The 18451-nt window shown below is 72.2% G+C and carries 14 protein-coding genes and 1 riboswitch; of the genes, 8 read left to right on the top strand and 6 right to left on the bottom strand.

All coding sequences use genetic code 11. The features are described 5' to 3' along the window. Positions 1-105: 105 nt before the first annotated feature. Both ACIBL4_RS08720 and fahA read right to left on the bottom strand, forming a co-directional pair. Entirely contained in the window at positions 106-1044 is a 939-nt protein-coding gene (locus ACIBL4_RS08720; protein WP_399407773.1) for a M56 family metallopeptidase, read from the bottom strand. A 308-nt stretch (positions 1045-1352) separates the two neighbouring features. Further along, entirely contained in the window at positions 1353-2564 is a 1212-nt protein-coding gene (gene fahA / locus ACIBL4_RS08715; RefSeq protein WP_399407771.1) for a fumarylacetoacetase, read from the bottom strand. Positions 2565-2874: 310 nt separating this feature from the next. Here fahA and ACIBL4_RS08710 point away from each other — a divergent pair, with 310 nt between their 5' ends. From ACIBL4_RS08710 to ACIBL4_RS08690, 5 genes are all read left to right on the top strand, one after another. Beyond that, positions 2875-4134, top strand: coding sequence for a DegT/DnrJ/EryC1/StrS family aminotransferase (locus tag ACIBL4_RS08710; RefSeq protein WP_399407769.1), 1260 nt, complete (start codon positions 2875-2877; stop codon positions 4132-4134). Beyond that, positions 4127-6340, top strand: coding sequence for a lipopolysaccharide biosynthesis protein (locus ACIBL4_RS08705; protein ID WP_399407767.1), 2214 nt, complete (start codon positions 4127-4129; stop codon positions 6338-6340). The genes ACIBL4_RS08710 and ACIBL4_RS08705 overlap by 8 nt, the downstream gene beginning before the upstream one ends. Positions 6341-6741: 401 nt before the next feature. After that, on the top strand, positions 6742-8556 hold the full coding sequence (locus ACIBL4_RS08700) for a glycosyltransferase (protein ID WP_399407765.1): 1815 nt from the start codon (positions 6742-6744) through the stop codon (positions 8554-8556). Beyond that, entirely contained in the window at positions 8553-8993 is a 441-nt protein-coding gene (locus tag ACIBL4_RS08695; RefSeq protein WP_399407763.1) for a hypothetical protein, read from the top strand. The genes ACIBL4_RS08700 and ACIBL4_RS08695 overlap by 4 nt, the downstream gene beginning before the upstream one ends. Beyond that, positions 8990-10156, top strand: a complete 1167-nt coding sequence (locus ACIBL4_RS08690) for a glycosyl hydrolase (protein ID WP_399407761.1) — start codon at positions 8990-8992, stop codon at positions 10154-10156. The genes ACIBL4_RS08695 and ACIBL4_RS08690 overlap by 4 nt, the downstream gene beginning before the upstream one ends. A gap of 12 nt (positions 10157-10168) precedes the next feature. On the opposite strand, the gene ACIBL4_RS08685 is transcribed toward ACIBL4_RS08690, so the two are convergent. The 3 genes from ACIBL4_RS08685 to ACIBL4_RS08675 form a co-directional block, all read right to left on the bottom strand. Beyond that, positions 10169-10924, bottom strand: a complete 756-nt coding sequence (locus tag ACIBL4_RS08685) for a polysaccharide deacetylase family protein (RefSeq protein WP_399407759.1) — start codon at positions 10922-10924, stop codon at positions 10169-10171. 143 nt (positions 10925-11067) lie between these two features. Beyond that, positions 11068-12381 (bottom strand): glycosyltransferase, encoded by a 1314-nt coding sequence (locus tag ACIBL4_RS08680; RefSeq protein WP_399407757.1) that lies wholly within the window; start codon positions 12379-12381, stop codon positions 11068-11070. A gap of 32 nt (positions 12382-12413) precedes the next feature. After that, a complete protein-coding gene (locus ACIBL4_RS08675; RefSeq protein WP_399407755.1) occupies positions 12414-13478 on the bottom strand; it encodes a GNAT family N-acetyltransferase in 1065 nt (354 codons plus the stop codon). A 191-nt stretch (positions 13479-13669) separates the two neighbouring features. Between ACIBL4_RS08675 and ACIBL4_RS08670 the strand changes: the two genes are divergently transcribed. Next, the gene (locus tag ACIBL4_RS08670; RefSeq protein WP_356925197.1) at positions 13670-14518 is read left to right on the top strand and encodes an HAD family hydrolase; all 849 of its coding nucleotides are present in this window, start codon (positions 13670-13672) and stop codon (positions 14516-14518) included. On the opposite strand, the gene ACIBL4_RS08665 is transcribed toward ACIBL4_RS08670, so the two are convergent. Then, the gene (locus tag ACIBL4_RS08665; protein ID WP_399407753.1) at positions 14482-15261 is read right to left on the bottom strand and encodes a transglycosylase SLT domain-containing protein; all 780 of its coding nucleotides are present in this window, start codon (positions 15259-15261) and stop codon (positions 14482-14484) included. The two genes, ACIBL4_RS08670 and ACIBL4_RS08665, sit on opposite strands and share 37 nt — an antisense overlap. A gap of 3 nt (positions 15262-15264) precedes the next feature. Continuing rightward, positions 15265-15438, bottom strand: a riboswitch (cyclic di-AMP (ydaO/yuaA leader). 508 nt (positions 15439-15946) lie between these two features. On the opposite strand from ACIBL4_RS08665, the gene ACIBL4_RS08660 reads away from it, so the two are divergent. After that, positions 15947-16957 carry a polyprenyl synthetase family protein gene (locus ACIBL4_RS08660; RefSeq protein ID WP_399407751.1) on the top strand — a complete coding sequence of 337 codons (1011 nt, stop codon included), beginning with the start codon at positions 15947-15949 and terminating at the stop codon, positions 16955-16957. Positions 16958-17187: 230 nt separating this feature from the next. Further along, positions 17188-18441, top strand: a complete 1254-nt coding sequence (locus tag ACIBL4_RS08655; RefSeq protein ID WP_399407749.1) for an outer membrane lipoprotein carrier protein LolA — start codon at positions 17188-17190, stop codon at positions 18439-18441. Positions 18442-18451 lie beyond the last annotated feature (10 nt).

Raw genomic sequence — 18451 nt, 5'->3', positions numbered from 1 at the left:
GTTGCGGGAATGTTGCGCCATCGGGAGCGCGACCGGGTGGGCTGCTGAGCTGGACTTCCGGCGTGCAGATCAGGAGATCCGCCACCGGCCGCCGCCCCGGTACGGCTACGACAGGGCGGTCAGACCCGGCGCGAACACGATGAGCAGGGGCAGCAGCGGCACCAGCGCGGCCGTGGTGGTCGTCAGGGCGCGGTGCCGGCGGCCCAGCCGGGGCGGCGGTTCCAGGAGTCGGTCGACCCGCTCGCCCAGCAGGCGGTGGCTGGAGGCGCAGGACAGGACGCCGCGGTGCTGGTTGAGCTCGATCAGGGCCAGGGCCGTGGTCAGGTGGCCGCAGCGGCGGGACGCCGTGTCGTCGGCGGCCAGTTCGACCAGGCGGTGCGTCTGGTCGCAGAAGTGGGCGAACAGCGGGATGCGGGGGAAACCGGTGGCCAGGGCGGTGGACAGGTGCAGCAGCCAGTCGTGGCGGGCACGGGCGTGCCCGCGCTCGTGGGTGAGGACGGCGTCGAGCTGGTGGTCCGTGAGGCGGTGCAGGGCGCCCGTGGTGACGATCAGCTGGGGCGGGTTGCCGGGCATCCACCAGGCGTCGGGGTATTCGTCCTCCAGGACCAGGAGGGGGCCGCGGGCGGCGGGCAGTCCGGCCGGCAGGTCGGGGGCGCGTTCGCGGAGGTGTGCGCGGGCCTGGGCACGGCGCCGGCGCGCCTCGACGAGTTCCCGCGCGAGCATCGCGGTCGTCCAGGCGGCACCGCAGGCCAGCAGCAGGGTGAGGGCGGCGGCCCCCGGCGGGGCGGTGGACAGGTCGTACGCGGCCGTCACCGCGGGCGGGGCCGGGGCGAAGAGCTGGGCGCGGACCGTGCCGAAGACGGCGGCTGCGCCCAGGGCGAGTGCCGTCACGCAGCACAGCAGGACGGTGGCGACCAGGCACTGCCACACCCACAGCGCGACCACCGGTTCCCGCTCGGGCCAGTCGGCCCGGGTCAGCGCACGGGGAACGGGTACGGCGGCCGTCACGGCGACAACGCTCAGCAGGAGCAGGCAGACGGTCATGGCCACGGGCTCCGGTTGGTCGGAAGAGGGGCGGCTACGGGTCGTGCGGGGTAGGGCGGCTGCCGAACGCACCGGTGACGCGGCTCACGTGCACACCGGCGAGCGCCCCGAACGTGCCGTGCACCGCGCACGTGCGGGCACACCGCCCGAGCCCAGTATGACGGTGCCGGGCGGTGTGAGTCAGGAGTCGAGCGGCATCACAGGCGCCGGGAGGGGCGACTGTCGGCCAGACCCGGGCCGCTGTCGGCCAGATCCGGGCGGCCCCGCGGGCGCACGGCGGGATGTCGCGCACGCCCCTTGGAGCGCCGTCAGGCCGGCACCACCCGCCCCGTCACCTCGCCCAGCCCCACCCGCACCCCGTCCGGCCCCGGGGCCCAGGCGGACAGGGTCACCACATCGCCGTCCTCCAGGAACGTCCGCTTGCCGTCGGGCAGTTCAAGCGGGTCGCGGCCGTTCCAGGTCAGTTCGAGGAGGGAGCCGCGTTCGCGGTCCGCCGGGCCGCTGACCGTGCCCGAGCCGTAGAGGTCGCCGGTGCGCAGGGAGGCGCCGTTGACGGTCATGTGGGCCAGTTGCTGGGCGGCCGTCCAGTACATGGTGGAGAAGGGCGGCTCGGAGACGACGTGGCCGTTGACGGCGACGCTGATCCGCAGGTCGTAGCCGCCGGGTTCCTCGTCGCTGTCGTCCAGGTAGGGCAGCAGCTCGTGCGTCCGCTCCGGCGGGGCCACCCGGGCCTCCTCCAGGGCGTCCAGCGGGGTGATCCAGGCCGACACCGACGTGGCGAAGGACTTGCCGAGGAACGGGCCGAGCGGGACGTACTCCCAGGCCTGGATGTCACGCGCGGACCAGTCGTTGAGGAGGCAGAGGCCGAAGACGTGCTCGCGGAAGCCGTCGAGGGACACCGGCGCGCCCATCCGGGACGGCACGCCGACCACGAAGCCGACCTCCGCCTCGATGTCCAGGCGCACGGACGGGCCGAAGACCGGAGCCGGGTCCGCCGGCGCCTTGCGCTGGCCGGAGGGGCGTACGACGTCCGTGCCCGAGACGACGACCGTGCCGGAGCGGCCGTGGTAGCCGATCGGCAGGTGCTTCCAGTTGGGAGTCAGGGAGTCCTCGGCGTCGGGGCGGAAGATCCGGCCGACGTTCCGGGCGTGGTTCTCGGACGCGTAGAAGTCGACGTAGTCCGCGACCTCGAAGGGGAGGTGCAGCGTCACCGAGGACAGGGGGTGGAACATCGGTGCGACGGTCTCGCGGTGGGACGGCACGGTCACCCACGCCGTCAGCGCCCGGCGGACGTCCGACCAGGCCGTGCGGCCCGCGGCCAGCAGCGCGTTGAGGGTCGGCCGCGCGAGCAGGGAGGCGTACGGGGAGCCGAGGGCGTGGGCCGCCGCGCCGGCGTCCAGGACGTGGTCGCCGAGCCGGACGCCCACGGTCCGGTGGGAGGAGCCGGGGAGGGAGAACACGCCGTACGGCAGGTTGTGCGGGCCGAAGGGGTCACCCTCGGGGACATCGAAGGGGGGCATCGGGTGCTGCCTCGCTTTCGGGTGTGCCGTGTCGTCGCCACGTGTTCGTGGTCCTGCCACACGTTACGGGTGGCACACCCGTCCTGGGCAGTGTCCGAGGAGGCGGATACGGGCGAACGGGGCAGGTGGGCGCGGGTGGGACCGGGCGGTGCGGCTCGGGCGCGGCGGACGGGACGGCACATCCGTACGAGCCGGAAGTTATCCACAGGACGCGACGCAATCTTGACGGAGCGGTGCGAACGGGGCGACTCTGGGCGGGTGCCGGAAGGCCTCGGGGAGGGGGCGTTCCGATGGCACACCAGGGGGGCGGATGGCCATTGGGGAGGCCGGTCCGGGCTCGGTGCGGCATGGCGTGCAGCCGAAGCGGCTGGAAGAGGCCATGCGCGTGCGGCTCGGCCGGGAATGCGTGTATGTACCGTCGTGCCGTTTCGGGCTGTACGTGGCGCTGCGCCACTGGTGCCCGCCCGGCGGACGGGTGCTGATGTCACCGGTCAACGACGACGTGATCTTCTTCGTCGTGCTCGCGGCCGGACTGCGACCGGTGCAGGCGCCGTTGAACCCGCTCGACGCGTCCATCGACATCGATGCCGTGCCGGACGAGACGTGGAGATCGGTGTCCGCCGTGCTCACGACGAACCTGTACGGGAACCCTGACCCGGCACCGGGTCTCAGGCAGAAGTGCGACGCGCTGGGGATCCCGCTGTTCGAGGACGCGGCGCACGCCATCGGCAGCCGGGTGGGGGACCGGCCGGTCGGGGCGTGGGGCGAGGCCTCCGCGTTCAGCCTGTCCAAGCACGTCGGGGCCAAGGCCGGGGGCATGCTCTCCCTGGCCGACCCGGGGCTGCGGGACGCGGTGGAGAAGACCTGCGCGGAGCTGCTCACGCCGCGCCGGCCGGGCTCCGAACTGGCCTATGCGATCCGGCCGTACGCGGAGGCGACGGTGCGCGGGCTGCGGCTGCGGCGCGCCGCCTGGGCCGCGATCCGGCTGCTGGGGCTGGCGGACCGCGAGGAGATCCGGATGCCGCTGCGCCCGGACGAACTCGCGCGGGCCGCCCGCCATGCGCCCGGGCTCGACGCCCACCACCCCTGGGTTCGCGTCGACATGCACGACTACCGCCAGGAGTCCGGCCGGCTGCGCCTGCGGCGCGTCGGGCACAAGCTCGACCGGCTGGACGAGGTGCTGGACGCCTGCCGGGCGGGCACCGAACTGCTGCTGTCCACACCCTGGGCCAGGCCCCGTGACGGGCACGGCACCCAGCCGCTGTTCCGCGTCCCGCTGTTCGTGGCGGACCGCGACGCGGCGATCGCGGCACTGGCACGGCGGGGCATCGTCGTCGGCTACCTCTACGACCCGCCGCTGGACGACTACGCCGGCGAGAGGTTCACCGACCTCTCACCCGCCCCGGAGGCGGCCCGCTGGTTCGCGCGGCACGCGCTGCCCGTGGACCCGCTGCGGGCCCGGACGGTCGTGGAGGTGCTGGAGCGGTCCGGGGCACGGCCGGCCGGGGCACCGGGAGAACCACCCCGCGGCAGGCCGGCACCGGGAGGGCTGGGTCAGTCCCGTGGCTGAGATCCAGGTGCACGAGCCCGCCACCACGCGCGCCGACGGCGGCGGACCGAAGCCTGCCGCCGACGAGCACACGCACGACTCGCTGTTCAAGAACGCCTACTTCCTCATGCTCAGCACCGGCGTGTCCGCCGTCCTGGGCCTGGGCTTCTGGCTGGTGGCCGCCCGCTACTACTCAGAGGAGGCCGTCGGCCAGGGCTCCGCCGCCATCGCGGCGATGCGGCTGCTCGCCAGCATCACGGCGACGACGATGATCGGCGCCGTCGTACGTTTCGTCCCGCGCGCGGGCCGGGAGACCGGGCGCCTGGTGTGGGGCATGTATGCGGCCAGTTCGCTGGTCGTGGCGCTCGCCGCCGCGGTCTTCCTGCTCACGATCGACGCGTGGGGAGCGTCGTACGCCCCGCTGGGCACGCCCATGGCGGGCGCGGTGTTCGTCGCGGCGTCCGTGGCCTGGGCGCTGCTCACACTGCAGGACGGGGTGCTCACCGGACTGCGCAAGGCGGAGTGGGTGCCGGCCGGGAACGCGGTGTTCTCGGTCGGGAAGCTGGCCCTGCTGGCCGTCTTCGCCGGCACGCTGCCCGTCCTCGGCATCTTCGTCTCCTGGGCGGTGGCGATCGCGTTCTCCACCCTGCCGCTGGGCTGGCTGATCTTCCGCCGGCTCATCCCGCGCCAGGCCGAACTCGACCGCGACAAAGAGCCTCCGAAACTCCGCGACATGGGCCGCTTCCTGGCCGGGGACTCGCTGGGCGCGCTGTTCAGCCTGGCGATGATCAACCTGCTGCCGGTGATGGTCGCGGTCCGCTTCAGCGCCGCGGAGAACGGCTACTTCTACGTGGCGTACACCGTCGGCGGCACGATGGAGTTCATGGCCATCAACATGGCCTCGTCCCTCACCGCGCACGCCTCACACGACCCCCGGCAGCTCGCCGACGGCGTCCGGGGCGCCCTGCGGCGCATGACGCTGCTGCTGGTCCCGGTCGTGCTGGTGCTGGTCCTCTTCGCCCCGTACATCCTCACGCCGTTCAGCCCGGACTACGCCGAGCACGGCTCGACCGTGCTGCGGCTGCTCGCCCTCGGCGCGCTGCCGCGGGTCGTGGTGGAGCTGTACATCGGGGTACTGCGCGTGCAGGGGCGCACGGGTGTGCTCGCCGCGCTCCAAGGCGCCATGTGCGCCCTGGTGCTGGGCAGCGCGGCCGTGCTGTTCACCCCGGCCGGGATCGCGGGCGCCGGCTGGGCGGTGCTGCTGAGCATGACGCTGATCGCCGTCGTCTCCACGGTCGGGCTGCGAGCGGCACTGCGGCACAACGAGAGCGCGCCCGCGGCCCGTACGCCCGCCGACTCCTCCTACGGCACGCGCTGGGCGAAGCTGAACGCCACCGCCGGGTACGGCACGACCTGGGCCCGCCGGGCCGCCTACCAGCCCCCGGACGGCGACCAGGACACGGTCACGCTGTTCATAGGGCGCCCCGGATACGAACGGGAGGCGCTCCAGGCGGACACGCTGGCGCTGATCGTGCGGCCGGAAGGGCCGACCAGGGAACCACCGCGCCAGGAGTCCGCGGAACCGGACCAGGAGCCGCAGGAGCGGCGGCTGAGAGGCGCCCTGTGGAGCCTGCTCGGCGTCGCCACCATCTTCTTCTGGGCGCCGTTGCGCGATCTGCCCTGGCTCGACCACGCCACCGAAGAGGCGCTGACAGGGCGCCAGTTGCTGGAGGGCCTGCCGCTGCCGTCGCTCACCGCGGGAGGCCTGCTGCTCGTGGTGTTCGCCGCCGCCGTGACGCTGTGCGCCCGGCGCGACCCGTGGTTGCCCGGTACGACGCTGTGTGCCGCCCTGCTCGCCCTGTACGCCGCACCGGCCGCCCTCGGGCGGGAACCGCGGCCGGTGGACGGGGCGTTGTATGTGAAGACGGCCGGCTTCCTCGCGGACGCGGTCGGGCTCGACGGGCCCGAGCCGCTGCTTCGCTGGGCGCCGCCGGTCTGCCAGCTGCTGTGTCTCGTGCCTCTGTGGCTGCTGCTCGCGAGCGCGGGCGGACGGCTGCCGTGGCCGGGGCGCTGGGGGGTTCTGTATCTCGTCGCGGTCGGCGGCTGGGTATGGCGTGAGGCGCTCGCACCGGTCGCGCCGCCCCTGCTCGCCGTACTCGTCGCACTCGTCCTGCTTCTGCCGCTCTGCCGCCGTGCCGCGTCGGCCCTGGGGCGAGGGCTCTTCTGATGGATCTCCGCAGCGTCACGACGCCCGGCACGCACTCCCCCACTCTCGGTTTCGCTCGAGCGGGGGCACCCCCATGCACCGCACGCCGATCGCACGCACCGAACGCCGCTCCTTCTCCTGCGGATATCCATCAGAAGGGCCCTACCGCACCGCAGAAGTCCGAACGGCCGACCCAGCGCCTGATCAAGCCCAAGAGCCGAACAGGGCCCGAAGAGAGCCGAACAGAGCCGAACCGCCAGGGGGAAACCACCGTGCGTCCGCCAGTCACTCCGAGGGAGAGATCCACGCCAGAACCCACACCGGCAGGGGACGGCGCGAGCACCCCCGGCGGCAGCCCCGAGACCGCCGGCCAGTCCTCCGGTTCCTCGTCCTCGGAGTCGTCGAGCCCGGCCCACGAGCCCGTGACGGACCTGTCCGACCTGCCCCCCGCCTGGTCCGGGCGGCGCGCCCTGGCCTGGCCCGGCGTTCCGCTGCTCGTCGCGCTCGCCCTGTGGGCGTACGCCGTGCGGCACACCGACGTCTCGCGGCTCGACGACTACGGGCTGGTCACGGCGCTGCACCCGGCCTTCTGGGCCGGCCTCGCGGTGCTCACCACCGGCTTCTGGTTCACGGTCCGCGATCCGCGCCGGCCGGGCGCCTGGGCGTTGGCGTACGTCCTCGGGCTGCTGGTGATGGAGCGGGTCACGCAGGCCGTGGTCTACCCGACCCCGCTGTACGCGTGGGCGTGGAAGCACGAGGCGGTCATCGACCACCTGCTGACGGCGGGCGGTCTGCAGACGGCCGACCAGGTCGGCGACATGGCGGTGTACGACCAGTGGCCCGGCTTCTTCGCCGCACAGGCCGCCCTGATGCGGCTGCTGGGCGTGGAGTCGGCGGCGATGTTCATGGCCTGGTGGCCCCTGGTCTCCAGCCTGATGCTGCTGCTCCCGCTGCTGCTGATCTACCGCACCTTCACGGAGGACCGGCGGCTGATCTGGACCGCGGTCTGGCTCTTCTGCGTCGCCAACTGGGTCGGGCAGGACTACTTCTCCCCCCAGTCCGTGGCCTACGCGCTGCATGTCGGCGTCCTGGCCCTGGTCCTGCGCCGTTTCGGCCGGTCCGCCGTGCGGGGCGGGCGGCCCCGGCAGGCCGTGTGGACGGTGATGCTCGTCGTCATGGTCGTGGCGATCGTCATCTCCCACCAGCTCACACCGGGCATGCTGGTCGTCTGCCTGCTCGCCCTGTGCCTGAGCCGCCGCTACCGCGACTGGGTCCCGGTGGTCACGACCGTCGTGATCTTCCTGGCCTGGTGCCTCACGGCCGCGCTGCCCTTCCTGTCCGCGGCGATGCCGGACATGATCCGCTCCGTCGGCGACATCGGAGCCAACGTGGAGACGGGGTACGGCGCCACCCCGACCGGCACCGGAGCGATCGCCACCTCCTGGGCCGCCCGGCTGCTGTCCGCCTCCGTCCTGCTGCTCGCGGCCGTCGGCGTCCTGCGCCAGAGGGTGCTGCGGCACCGGGCCCGGCCCCTGCTGCTGCTCGCGGCGGCCCCGCTGCCGATGTTCGCGGCGAGCAGCTACGGCAGCGAGATGATCTTCCGGGTGCTGCTGTTCATGCTGCCCGGAGCGGCGTTCTTCGCCGCCGCCGCGCTGCTGCCCAAGGTCGGCACGCTGGCCGCCGACGCCGTCGCGAAGGAGGCCGGCAGCAGGCAGGCCGCCCCCGTGCAAGCCCGCAGGCGAGGGCTCGGCACGTGGGTGGGGCTGGCCGCACTGCTCGGCGGGACGCTGGCGTTCGTCCCGGCCTACTCGGGCAAGGACCGGATCAACTACTTCCCGCCGCAGGAAGTGGCCCTCGTACGGCAGCTCTTCGACCAGGCGCCCGACGGCTCGCTCGTCGTGGCCGCCAACCGCAACTACCCGCTCGCGTACGCCTCCTACTGGAGCGTCGACCACTACTGGTTCCTCGACGACGCCCGCAGCCACGTCGACCGGATCGTCGAGAACCCGGCCGGCACCCTCGCCAGTGACATGGCCGGCGTGGAGCGGCCGGCCCGGGCCTACTTCCTGCTCACCCAGGGGCAGTCGGCCAACTCCGAGATGAACGGACAGCTCGACGAGGCGCAGCTGGACCGCATCCAGAAGTCCGTCGCCGCCTCACCACGCTTCCAGCTCGTGGCGGAGAACAGCGCCGGGTGGCTCTACGTACTGAAACAGGCCCAAGGAGCGGAGCGATGACACCGCAGGAGCTCGTGGCCCGGATGCTGCCGCCGTTCAGTGGCTGGCTCGCGCTCGCCGCCCTCGCGCTGCCCGGCGGATCGCCGCTGCGGGGCGCCGCCGTCGCCCTCTTCCTGGCGGCGGGCCCGGGCGCGGCCATGGTCAGAGTCTGCGCTCCCGCGCTTGGGGAGCCGCCCGCAGAAGGCCCCGTCGAGCGCCGCGACCCGGACTTCGCCCGCCATTCCGACCTGCTGGAGCGGCTGATGCTGGTGCTCTTCGTGAGCATCGGCGCCGTGATGCTCGTCGCGACCGTCCTGATCGCCACGCACGCCTTCAGCGCGCAGCGGGTGCTGCTGACGTTGACGCTGCTGACCACCGTCGCCGCGTTCTGTCCGCCGCTGCGCGCCTCCCCGCCGCCGAGGACGACACCGAGGACACCGAAGGGTTCTGCTCAGTGAGGTTCAACCGTCCCCACCGTCCCTTTCGCCGCACGCCGGCCCCGACCCCGACCCCGACCGGACAGCACCGCAGGAGGCCACAGCCGCACCAGGAGAAGCCGTCCGCCGGCCCGTTCACATCGGGCCGGCGCCGACTGCTGATCACGTCCGCGACGGTCGTCAGCGCGGTCCTGGTCGGCGTACTCGCCCTCCGGAACGCCTCCGGACCGGATGAGAGCGGAGCCGCCGGTTCCCCGGCGGACTGCCGCCCCACGGCCCTCCTGGAACCGCCCTGCGGCGCCTGGTTCGGGGCGTTCGTGCCCCACGAGCGGGACGACCTGCCGGAGAAGGTGCGCGCCTACGAGAAGCGCGTCGGCCGCGAGCTCGACATCGTGTACACGTACCACGACATGTCCCTGCCCCAAGGCACGCGCCGGGAGGGCCAGTTACTCACCCCGGAGGAGCGGCGCGTCGGTGAGGACCGCCTGCTGCTGCTGTCCTGGGAGAGCAAGTGGTGGGGCGGCACGAAGGAGCAGCAGCCGACCTGGAAGCAGATCGCCTCCGGTGAGCTGGACAGGACCGTCATCGACGTCCAGGCCGAGCGCGTCAAGGACTACGGCAAGAAGGTGTTCCTCTCCTTCGACCTGGAGATGGACACCCGCACCCCGGCCAACGGCACCCCCGCCGAGTACGTGAAGGCGTACCGGCACATCCACGACCGGTTCCGCGCCCTGGGCGTCGACAACGTGGTGTGGACGTGGATCACGACCGGCTACCTCGACCACGCGGACGAGATGAAGGCGATGTATCCCGGCGACGAGTACGTCGACTGGATCGGCTACAACCAGTACAACTACTACCGCTGCCACAACACGGGCTGGCGCACCTTCGCGCAGACGCAGCACTCCGTGCACGACTGGATCCGTGACAACATCTCCGACGACAAGCCGTTGATGCTCTCCGAGTTCGGCACCGCCGCGGACCCGTCCCGCCCGCAGCGGCAGGCCGAGTGGTACGTGCAGGTGCCCGGGGTGCTGAAGGGCCTGGACGGCGTGAAGGCGGCCCTCCAGTGGAACTACCGCGACCCCGGACCGCACTGCGACCTGGCCCTGGCGAACGACGCGGCCTGGGACAGCCTGCGCGAGGCGGTCGCCGACCCCTACTTCAACCAGCCGCTCAAGTAACCCGGGCAGGGATCAGCCCGCGAACTCGGGCCCGTGCAGCACCGCGCGGGCCCGCCGGTACCACCGCCACGCGATCGTCTTCGGCCCGTCCCGGTAGGGCGCGACCCGGGCGCCCGCACCCGCCAGCCAGGCCTCGACGTCGGCGACGGTGTGGGTGCGCCGGACGATGAGCCGGGCGATGCGGTAGCGCTCGTCGCGGTCGGAGCTGAGCGCGTGCCGCACGGCGGTCGCCGTCTCGTAGCCGGCCCGGGCCGACATCGCCCGCACACGCGGGCTGTTGTAGCCGTGCGGATAGGCGAGGTGGCGGATCTCGTGCCCGAGGGCGTCCTCCAGCACGGCCTTCGACGAGCGCAGTTCGTACGCCAGGTGCTCGCGGGACAGGGTGTCGAGCTGCGCGTGCGTGACCGTGTGGCTGCCGATCTCCATGCCGTAACGTTCCAGCTCCGCCGCCCGGTCCAGGGTCATCATCGGCGCGGGCGGCAGCAGACTGCGGCCGCCCGGGGCGATGGCGCCGGTGGTGAGATAGGCGGTGGCGGGCAGCGCCCGCTCGGCCAGCGCCTCGGCGGTGGGGCCGGGCAGATCGGCGAAGCCGTCGTCGAAGGTGAGCAGCACGGGCCGGGGCGGCAGGGGCGCACGCCCGGCCAGATGGTCGGCGACCGCGCTGATCGTGACGGGGGTGCGGCCGCTGCGGACCACGGCGTCGAGATGCGCGGCGAACTGCTTCGGCGTGACCGTGAACTCGGCGATCCAGGCAGGCGGATCGTCCATCACGGAGTGGTACAGGAAGACCGGGACGGCCGGGGAGCCGGCCGCACCCGGTGCCGATATCGGCCCCTCACCCTTCTGCGCACCCCGCTCCGTCCGGCCTCTGCCATCTCCCTGGCCCTCGTCCCGCGTACGTGCCGACGTCCTCATCTCGCCCCCTCACCACGCGCCCGCAGCGCCCGCCGCGCGCGCAGATAGCCGACAGGCCCGTACACCATCCCCCGGCGCTGCAACCGCGACAGCCGCCGCGGCCAGGGATGCGTCCGCGTGTCGTGGTCGCCCGGCGCCCCGCCGCCCTCCGTCTCGCGTACGGCGGTCAGCGCGCGGGCGTGGGCGAGGCCCCGGGGCAGTCTCGCGAGGAACGAGGGCAGCAGCGCGGGGCGGTTCACGAGCACCGCGGTGAGATACGCGGTGAGCCCGGCACCGTAGCCGTACGCCTGCGACTCCAAGTCCTGCCAGGTCTCCCGGTGGTGGTGCCACACCAGTGCGGACGGGGTGTAGCGCAGCCGGTGGCCTTCGGCGAGGACGCGGACGAAGCCGTAGAGGTCGTCGCCGCCCCGGGCGGCCGTGCCGGCACCGGTGGCCGGGTCGAAACCGCCGACGGAACGCAGGACGGCCGTCCGGAAGGCCATGTTCGCACCGGAGCCGAACCGCCCCGCCGTGAACGGGAACAGCGGCTCGTCACCCGGTGGCCGCGCCGGGTCGTACGTCCTTGGAGTGAAGCCTTTCGCGAAGCCGCCGTGGCTCTCCAGCAGCACCTGGGCCGGGGTGGTCAGCCGCGCGGGCAGGATCAGCCCGGTGCCGCACCCCAGTCCGGGGTCGGCGGCGAAGGGCGCGGTCAGTTCGGTCAGCCAGCGTGGATCGGCGACCACGTCGTCGTCCGTGAAGGCGACGACCTCGCCGCGCGCGGCCGCGAGACCCGTGTTGTGCGCGACCGCGAGGCCGGGCACCCGCTCGCAGACGTACCGCACGCGCTCGGCGTACTTCCGCTCGATGAGCTCCCGCGTCTCGCTCGTCACCGGAGCGTTGTCCACGACGACGATCTCGAACCGCGGATGGTCCTGCGCCAGCAGCGAGTCCAGCGCCCGGGCCAGCTGCCCGGCCCGCTCCCGGGTGGCGACGACGACACTCGTGTACGGCAGCTCACCGGCCTCAGGAGCCTGCCGCGCCTTCTCCGGCTCCGCGAGCACGGTCTTCACCCGCTCTGCGAGCAAGACCTTCGCCCGCTCCGCGAGCACCGCCCTCGGGTCCGCCCCCTCCGGCACCCGCCCGAGCAGCGTCCCCACGGGCCGCCCGACCCGTCTGACCAGCACGAACACCTCGCCGTGCGTCACCGGCGGGCTCCCCGGGCCCGGTCTGAGCACCGCCTCGTCACCGTCGAGGTCCAGCTCGGCGACCTGTACCGCCTCGATGTCCAGGAACCGCCGTATCTCCTCCTGCGCATGTCCCGAACGGGCCATGGGCCCCTCCCCCCTCGTCGTCAGGATCGTCGTCAGGTACGGCGCAGCCGGGCCGCGCCCTTCAGGGTCCGCGCGGCCAGCGCCGCGAGCCGTGGCCTGCCGCGGACGAAGCTGTGCGCGCGGCGCGCCGGCTCGCGGCTCAGCCAGTGCAGTGCCGCGCCCGCCCCCGGTCGCGTCACCGCACCCTCGTACACGGGCAGTTCGCCCGTCTTCAGCGCGTCCTTGTACTCGGCCGCGCCCCGTCCCAGGTCGAGCATGCCGATGCCTTCGGCGGCCGCCGCCTCGGCCATGCGCAGGTGCAGCACCAGACCCGGCGAGTACTTCGCGAACTCCGGGTCGTAGGCCGGGAACCAGCAGGCCAGGACCGATGCCGAGCGCAGTCCGAAGTGCGCGGCCAGCGGGCGCCGGCCGGCGTACAGCACGGACAGCGTGCCGCTGCACTCGGGCGCCCGGGTCTCGGCCAGCCGCCCCACGAGCCGGGTGATCCACTCCCGGGCGAACCGGTCCCGGCGGCCCGTCCTGCGGTACTGCGCCGACTTCCACTCCATGAGCGTGCGCAGCGCGGCCGGCTCGCGTTCGTCGAAGACGAACCGCAGCTCGCCGACCTGCCGGCCCAGCCTGCGCTCCTTGGCCAGGGTGGTCTTCAGGAACTTAGGCGACTGGGCGCGCAGCACCGACTCGTACGTCTCGTAGCCCTTCTCCACGTCGATGACGTAGGTGGCGTGCTCCTCGGCCGCGTACCGGACGAACAGCCGCTGCTCGGCCTCCAGGTTGTCGAAGGCGAAGCTCGACAGCGAGCAGGCCCGCAGCAGTTCGCCTGTGTCCAGACGCAGGCCGGGCCGCAGGATCGCGCCCTGCGCGTCCGAGACGCCCAGGCCGATCGCCCGTCCTTGCCCCAACGGGCCCCGTTCATGGGGCAGGAAGCCGGCCGGCTCCAGCCCCTCGTACACCACCGCTACCCGCGCCTGCGGCTTCACCAGGCCGACGGCTTCGGTGAACTCCGGTTCCATGAAGGGGTTGCGCGGTGTCTCCGACGCCGCGCGCAGCGCGCGCCAGCGCTCCTTCTCCCCCTCGCCGAGCTCCCCGGGCACACCCACACGAACACGCCCACTGCTCAACCCGACCCCCCGATCAAGTCCCCCTGGACACTTGGAAGGTACCGCCCGAGACGGCCTCGACGGTAGGTAGCGGACCATGTTGTTGCCAACTGGTGCAGAGGCCTTCAACCGGGCAATCGGCGTGCGCCGTGCGATGAAACGAAGGGGCGCGTTGTCCGTATTCTCTGATCATGGCCGCACCCCTCGCGTATTCACTCATCGCCACCGACCTGGACGGGACGCTGCTGCGCGGCGACGACACCCTGTCCGACCGGTCCCTCGCCGCGCTCACGCGGGTGGTGGACGCCGGTGCCCGGCACCTCGTGGTGACGGGCCGGCCGGCGCCGAGAGTGCGGCCGCTCCTGGACGACCTCGGCTGTACGGGGCTCGCGGTGTGCGGACAGGGCGCGCAGGTGTACGACGCCGGCGCGGACCGGCTGCTGTGGTCCATCACGCTGGACCGGGAGCTGGCGGAGACCGCCCTCGGGAAGATCGAGGCCGAGGTGGGACAGGTGTACGCCGCGGTCGACCAGGACGGGGTCGACGGCCTCACGCTCATCGAGCCGGGTTACCTGATGCCGCACCCGACCCTGCCGGCGGTGCGGGTCGACCGGCGCGACGACCTGTGGGGCGAGCCCATCAGCAAGGTGCTGCTGCGCCATCCCCACCTGTCGGACGACGAGTTGGCGGCGACGGCCCGCTCGGTGGTCGGTTCACTGGCGACGGTGACGATGTCGGGGCCCGGCACGGTCGAGCTCCAGCCGTGCGGCATCACCAAGGCCACCGGCCTGGCGCTGGCCGCCGAGCACCTGGGGCTGCGGCCGGCGGACACCCTCGCCTTCGGTGACATGCCCAACGACATCCCGATGTTCGACTGGGCCGCCCACGGCGTCGCCATGGCCAACGCCCATCCCGAGCTCAAGGCCGTGGCCGACGAGGTCACCCTGTCGAACGAGGACGACGGCATCGCCGTCGTCCTCGAACGGCTGCTGGGCGGGACGGATCAGTACGGGCCGTTGACGTTGTCGATCGAGCCGTAGCGCGCCGCCGCGTAGTTGCAGGCCGCCGTGATGTTGGCGACCGGGTCGTACGGGTCCCACGACGTGCCGTCCACGTGGTAGGCCTGGAAGGTCGGGTCGATGGTCTGGAGCAGACCCTTGGACGGCGTGCCCTTGGCGGCGTTCGAGTCCCAGTTGTTGATCGCCTGGGGGTTGCCGGACGACTCGCGCATGACGTTGCGGTAGATGCCGTCGTACGAACCCGGGATCCCCTTCTGCGCCATGATGTCCAGCGCCTCGCGGATCCAGCCGTCCAGGTTGTTCGCGTAGGTCTTCGCGGAGGCCTGGGTGGCCTGGGCGACGCCACCGGCGGGCTTCGCGGCCGGCTTGGCGGGGGCGGAGGACTTGGTCGCCGTCTTCTTCCCGGCGTCCGCCTTGGCCGTCTTCACCGTGAGCTTCAGACCCGGGTGGATCAGCTGCGGGTTGTCGCCGACCGCGGCGCGGTTGTCCTTGTAGAGCTGCTTCCAGCCGCCCGACACGTCGTACTTGTCCGCGATGCGGGCGAGCGAGTCGCCCTTGGCGACGGTGTACGTGAGGGACTTGGCGGTCTTGGCCGCCTGCGGCACGGACTGCGCGACGGTGGGTGCGCTCTGGGCCGGCTGGGCGGCGCTGGCCTGCGTCGCGCCGATCAGCGGCAGGACGAGCGCCGCTCCGCCGGTGCCGGCGGCCATGACGCGACGGGTGAACTGACTGGTTCTGGGACGACGGTGCTTGCCTCGGGGCATGGGGATGTTCCTCTCCGGCGCCTGCGAGGTGAGCTGTCGGGTTCGGGCCGGGAGGTGCCCGGCCGCCTACGGCGCTGTGTGCCGTACGCGGCTTCACCCCGAGCCGTTCCGCTGCGCGGACCGGCGACTTACCTGGGTCCCCCGCTCCTGCCCTGCGTGAGTGAGTGGGTTCGTGTGGGGTGTCCGGGCGGTGGCAGGATTCGGCGATCCGCCGGACAGGCCCGGAACGTATGCGAGAGCACATGTCGGGAACAAGCACCGGAGTCACATATCGAGCGATTGACCTTGGTCAGGGGCGTATGGGGCACTTGATCCTTTGCTGAAGCCAAGGCTCAACTTGCGTGCGGCGGAAGGAGGTACGGGTCGGTGCCGGAGTGGGATGTCACAGGGGATAACGTGACTCAACTCACTGATCACGAGTCCGTGGGGCGATTTGCACTTAGGGGAATTCGCTTATCCAACGCCGCAAATCGTGCATAGCTCGCTATTGACGGGTAAGTCGATAAATGTCTGCTCTTATGAGCTGATCGAAAACATTGCGGTCCTGATCGGATACCACCCGGCCTGTAACCCTGGGCGCTGGCGGTGATCGAAACGTGACCGGATACGCTGACTCGAGTGATGGCAGCGACCTATCGACAAACCGCGTAATCACCGGCAGACACCAGCAGACAGGAGACCCCTCGTGACCGACGTCGGGCCGTTCGGGCTGAGCGTGCGGGACCAGGCTCTGGAGGCCGATGTCCAGGCCGGGATGGCGGCTGTCGAGGAAGGCTTGCTCGAGGCCACCAAGAGTGAGGTGCCCTTCATCACGGAGGCCGCCCAGCACCTGGTCCGGGCCGGTGGCAAGCGGTTCCGTCCGCTGCTCGTGATGCTCGCCGCCCAGTTCGGCGACCGGTACGCGCCCGGGATCGTGCCCTCGGCCGTCGTCGTGGAGCTGACCCACCTCGCCACGCTGTACCACGACGACGTGATGGACGAGGCCACGGTGCGGCGCGGGGTGGCGAGCGCGAACGCCCGCTGGGGCAACTCCGTCGCGGTCCTCACCGGAGACTTCCTCTTCGCCCGCGCCTCGCACATCCTGGCCGACCTCGGCCCGGAGGCGGTGCGGGTGCAGGCCGAGGCGTTCGAGCGGCTGGTGACCGGGCAGATCCTGGAGACGGCCGGACCGCAGGACGGCCGCGACCCGGTCGAGCACTACCTGGACGTGCTGGGCGGCAAGACCGGCTCGCTGGTGGCGGTGTCGTGCCGGTTCGGGGCGATGATGTCCGGCGCCGACGACACGGTCGTGGACGTGCTGACCCAGTACGGCGAGCGGCTCGGTGTCGCCTTCCAGCTCGCGGACGACGTCCTGGACATCGCCTCCGACTCCCACGAGTCCGGCAAGACGCCCGGCACCGACCTGCGCGAGGGCATCCCCACGCTCCCCGTGCTGCGGCTGCGCGAGCGCGCGGCCCGGCTCGGACTCGCGGAGGACATCGCCCTGTGCGAGCTGCTGGACTCCGACCTCACCGACGACGACCGGCACGCCGAGGCCCTGCGCCTGCTGCGGGCCCACCCGGCGCTGGAACAGGCCCGGCGGGACACCGTCCGCTACGCCCAGGACGCCCGCTCGGCGCTGGCGCCGCTGCCCGACTGCACCGCGAAGACGGCGCTGGTGGAGCTGTCCGACGCGGTGGTGCACCGGGCCGGTTAGCGCGTTTTCCCCCACGACCCCTACGGGTCGGGGGAGATGCGGCCCTCTCGTGTCATACCGCAGCAGTACGTGGAGTTGAGCCCGGGGTCTGACGTATCTCGCCGGCCGATTTGGTCAGATGGTCACCACGGAAAGCACCACTCCTCACCAGTTCGGGTGAGAATGGCGGCTCAGGGACGAGTGCGTGCACGACACGGACAGCCGCCGCCGATCACGGAGGTAGGGCACACATGGCACCGTACGCATCCGACGACAGCACGACCGCCGGGGAGGCCGACGAGCAGCGCTCCGGGCGGCGCAAAGCCGCGCGGTACGTCGTCCCGGTCACGGTGGTGGGGGTGGCGGCCGCGACGATCGGGCTGGTCCCCGCACTCGCCGATTCCGGTGACCCCGACCTCCCGAAGATCACCGCACAGCAGCTCATCGAGAAGATCGCCCAGTCGGACATCCAGCAGCTGTCCGGCACGGTGAAGATCAGCACGGACCTCGGCCTGCCGGACCTCGGCGGGCTGGAGAGCAGCCTGATGTCCGGTGCCGCGAGCCGGGGCCAGGGCGGCTCCTCCGCCGACCCGACGGCCAAGCTCACGGAACTGGCCTCCGGCACGCACACCCTGCGTGTCGCGGCCGACGGCCCGGACAAGCAGAAGCTGTCGCTGCTGGAGAACGCCGCCGAGTACAGCATCGTCCACAACGGCAAGGACGTCTGGGGCTACGACAGCAAGTCGAACGAGGTCTACCACGGCACCGCCTCCGACAGCCCGGAGCGCGGGAAGGACCAGCAGCCGCCGGCCGCGCCGAAGGACTTCGCCGAGGAGGCGCTGAAGGCCACCGACGACACGACCGCCGTGACCGTGGACGGCACCGCCCAGGTCGCCGGCCGGGACGCCTACAAGCTGGTCATCAAGCCGAAGCAGTCCGGCTCGACCGTCGGCGCGGTCACCGTGGCCGTGGACGCGAAGACCGGCATGCCGCTGAAGTTCACGCTGACCCCGGCGAGCGGCGGCGCCGCCGTCGTCGACGCGGGCTTCACCCAGGTCAGCTTCGCCAAGCCGGCCGCCTCGGCCTTCGACTTCACCCCGCCCAAGGGCGCGAAGGTCACTGAGGAGAAGGACGCCGCCAAGGACTTCGGCAAGGGCTCCGACAAGCACTTCGGCAAGGGCTTCGACAAGGGCGGGGCGCGCGAGCACGCCCCCAAGGCCGGGGAGGGCCCCGGCAAGGGCCACGACGGCATGAAGACCATCGGCGAGGGCTGGAGCTCCATAGCCACCTTCGACACCGGCGGCGAGGGCATGCCCTCGGGCAAGGCCGGCGGCGAGTTCGGCGGCTTCATCGACTCGCTCGGCGACAAGGTCACCGGCAAGTTCGGCTCGGGCACGGTCTTCTCGACCCGCCTGATCAACGCCCTGATCACCGACGACGGCAAGGTCTACGTGGGCGCCGTCACCAAGGACGCGCTCGTGAAGGCGGCCGACGCCGGGAAGTAAGTCCCGAACT

This window comes from Streptomyces sp. NPDC050416, from assembly GCF_044458845.1.
Lineage (GTDB): Bacteria > Actinomycetota > Actinomycetes > Streptomycetales > Streptomycetaceae > Streptomyces.
The sequence above is the reverse complement of the archived record's forward strand: the minus strand, read 5'-3'. Positions and strand labels throughout refer to the sequence as shown.

Excerpts from the sequence above, each read along its gene's own strand:
- ACIBL4_RS08685 (WP_399407759.1), bottom strand. The coding sequence starts at position 10,924 with ATGGACGATCCGCCTGCCTGGATCGCCGAGTTCACGGTCACGCCGAAG.
- ACIBL4_RS08695 (WP_399407763.1), top strand. The coding sequence starts at position 8,553 with ATGACACCGCAGGAGCTCGTGGCCCGGATGCTGCCGCCGTTCAGTGGC.
- ACIBL4_RS08665 (WP_399407753.1), bottom strand. The coding sequence starts at position 15,261 with ATGCCCCGAGGCAAGCACCGTCGTCCCAGAACCAGTCAGTTCACCCGT.
- fahA (WP_399407771.1), bottom strand. The coding sequence starts at position 2,564 with ATGCCCCCCTTCGATGTCCCCGAGGGTGACCCCTTCGGCCCGCACAAC.
- ACIBL4_RS08720 (WP_399407773.1), bottom strand. The coding sequence starts at position 1,044 with ATGACCGTCTGCCTGCTCCTGCTGAGCGTTGTCGCCGTGACGGCCGCC.
- ACIBL4_RS08655 (WP_399407749.1), top strand. The coding sequence starts at position 17,188 with ATGGCACCGTACGCATCCGACGACAGCACGACCGCCGGGGAGGCCGAC.
- ACIBL4_RS08670 (WP_356925197.1), top strand. The coding sequence starts at position 13,670 with ATGGCCGCACCCCTCGCGTATTCACTCATCGCCACCGACCTGGACGGG.
- ACIBL4_RS08710 (WP_399407769.1), top strand. The coding sequence starts at position 2,875 with ATGGCCATTGGGGAGGCCGGTCCGGGCTCGGTGCGGCATGGCGTGCAG.
- ACIBL4_RS08680 (WP_399407757.1), bottom strand. The coding sequence starts at position 12,381 with ATGGCCCGTTCGGGACATGCGCAGGAGGAGATACGGCGGTTCCTGGAC.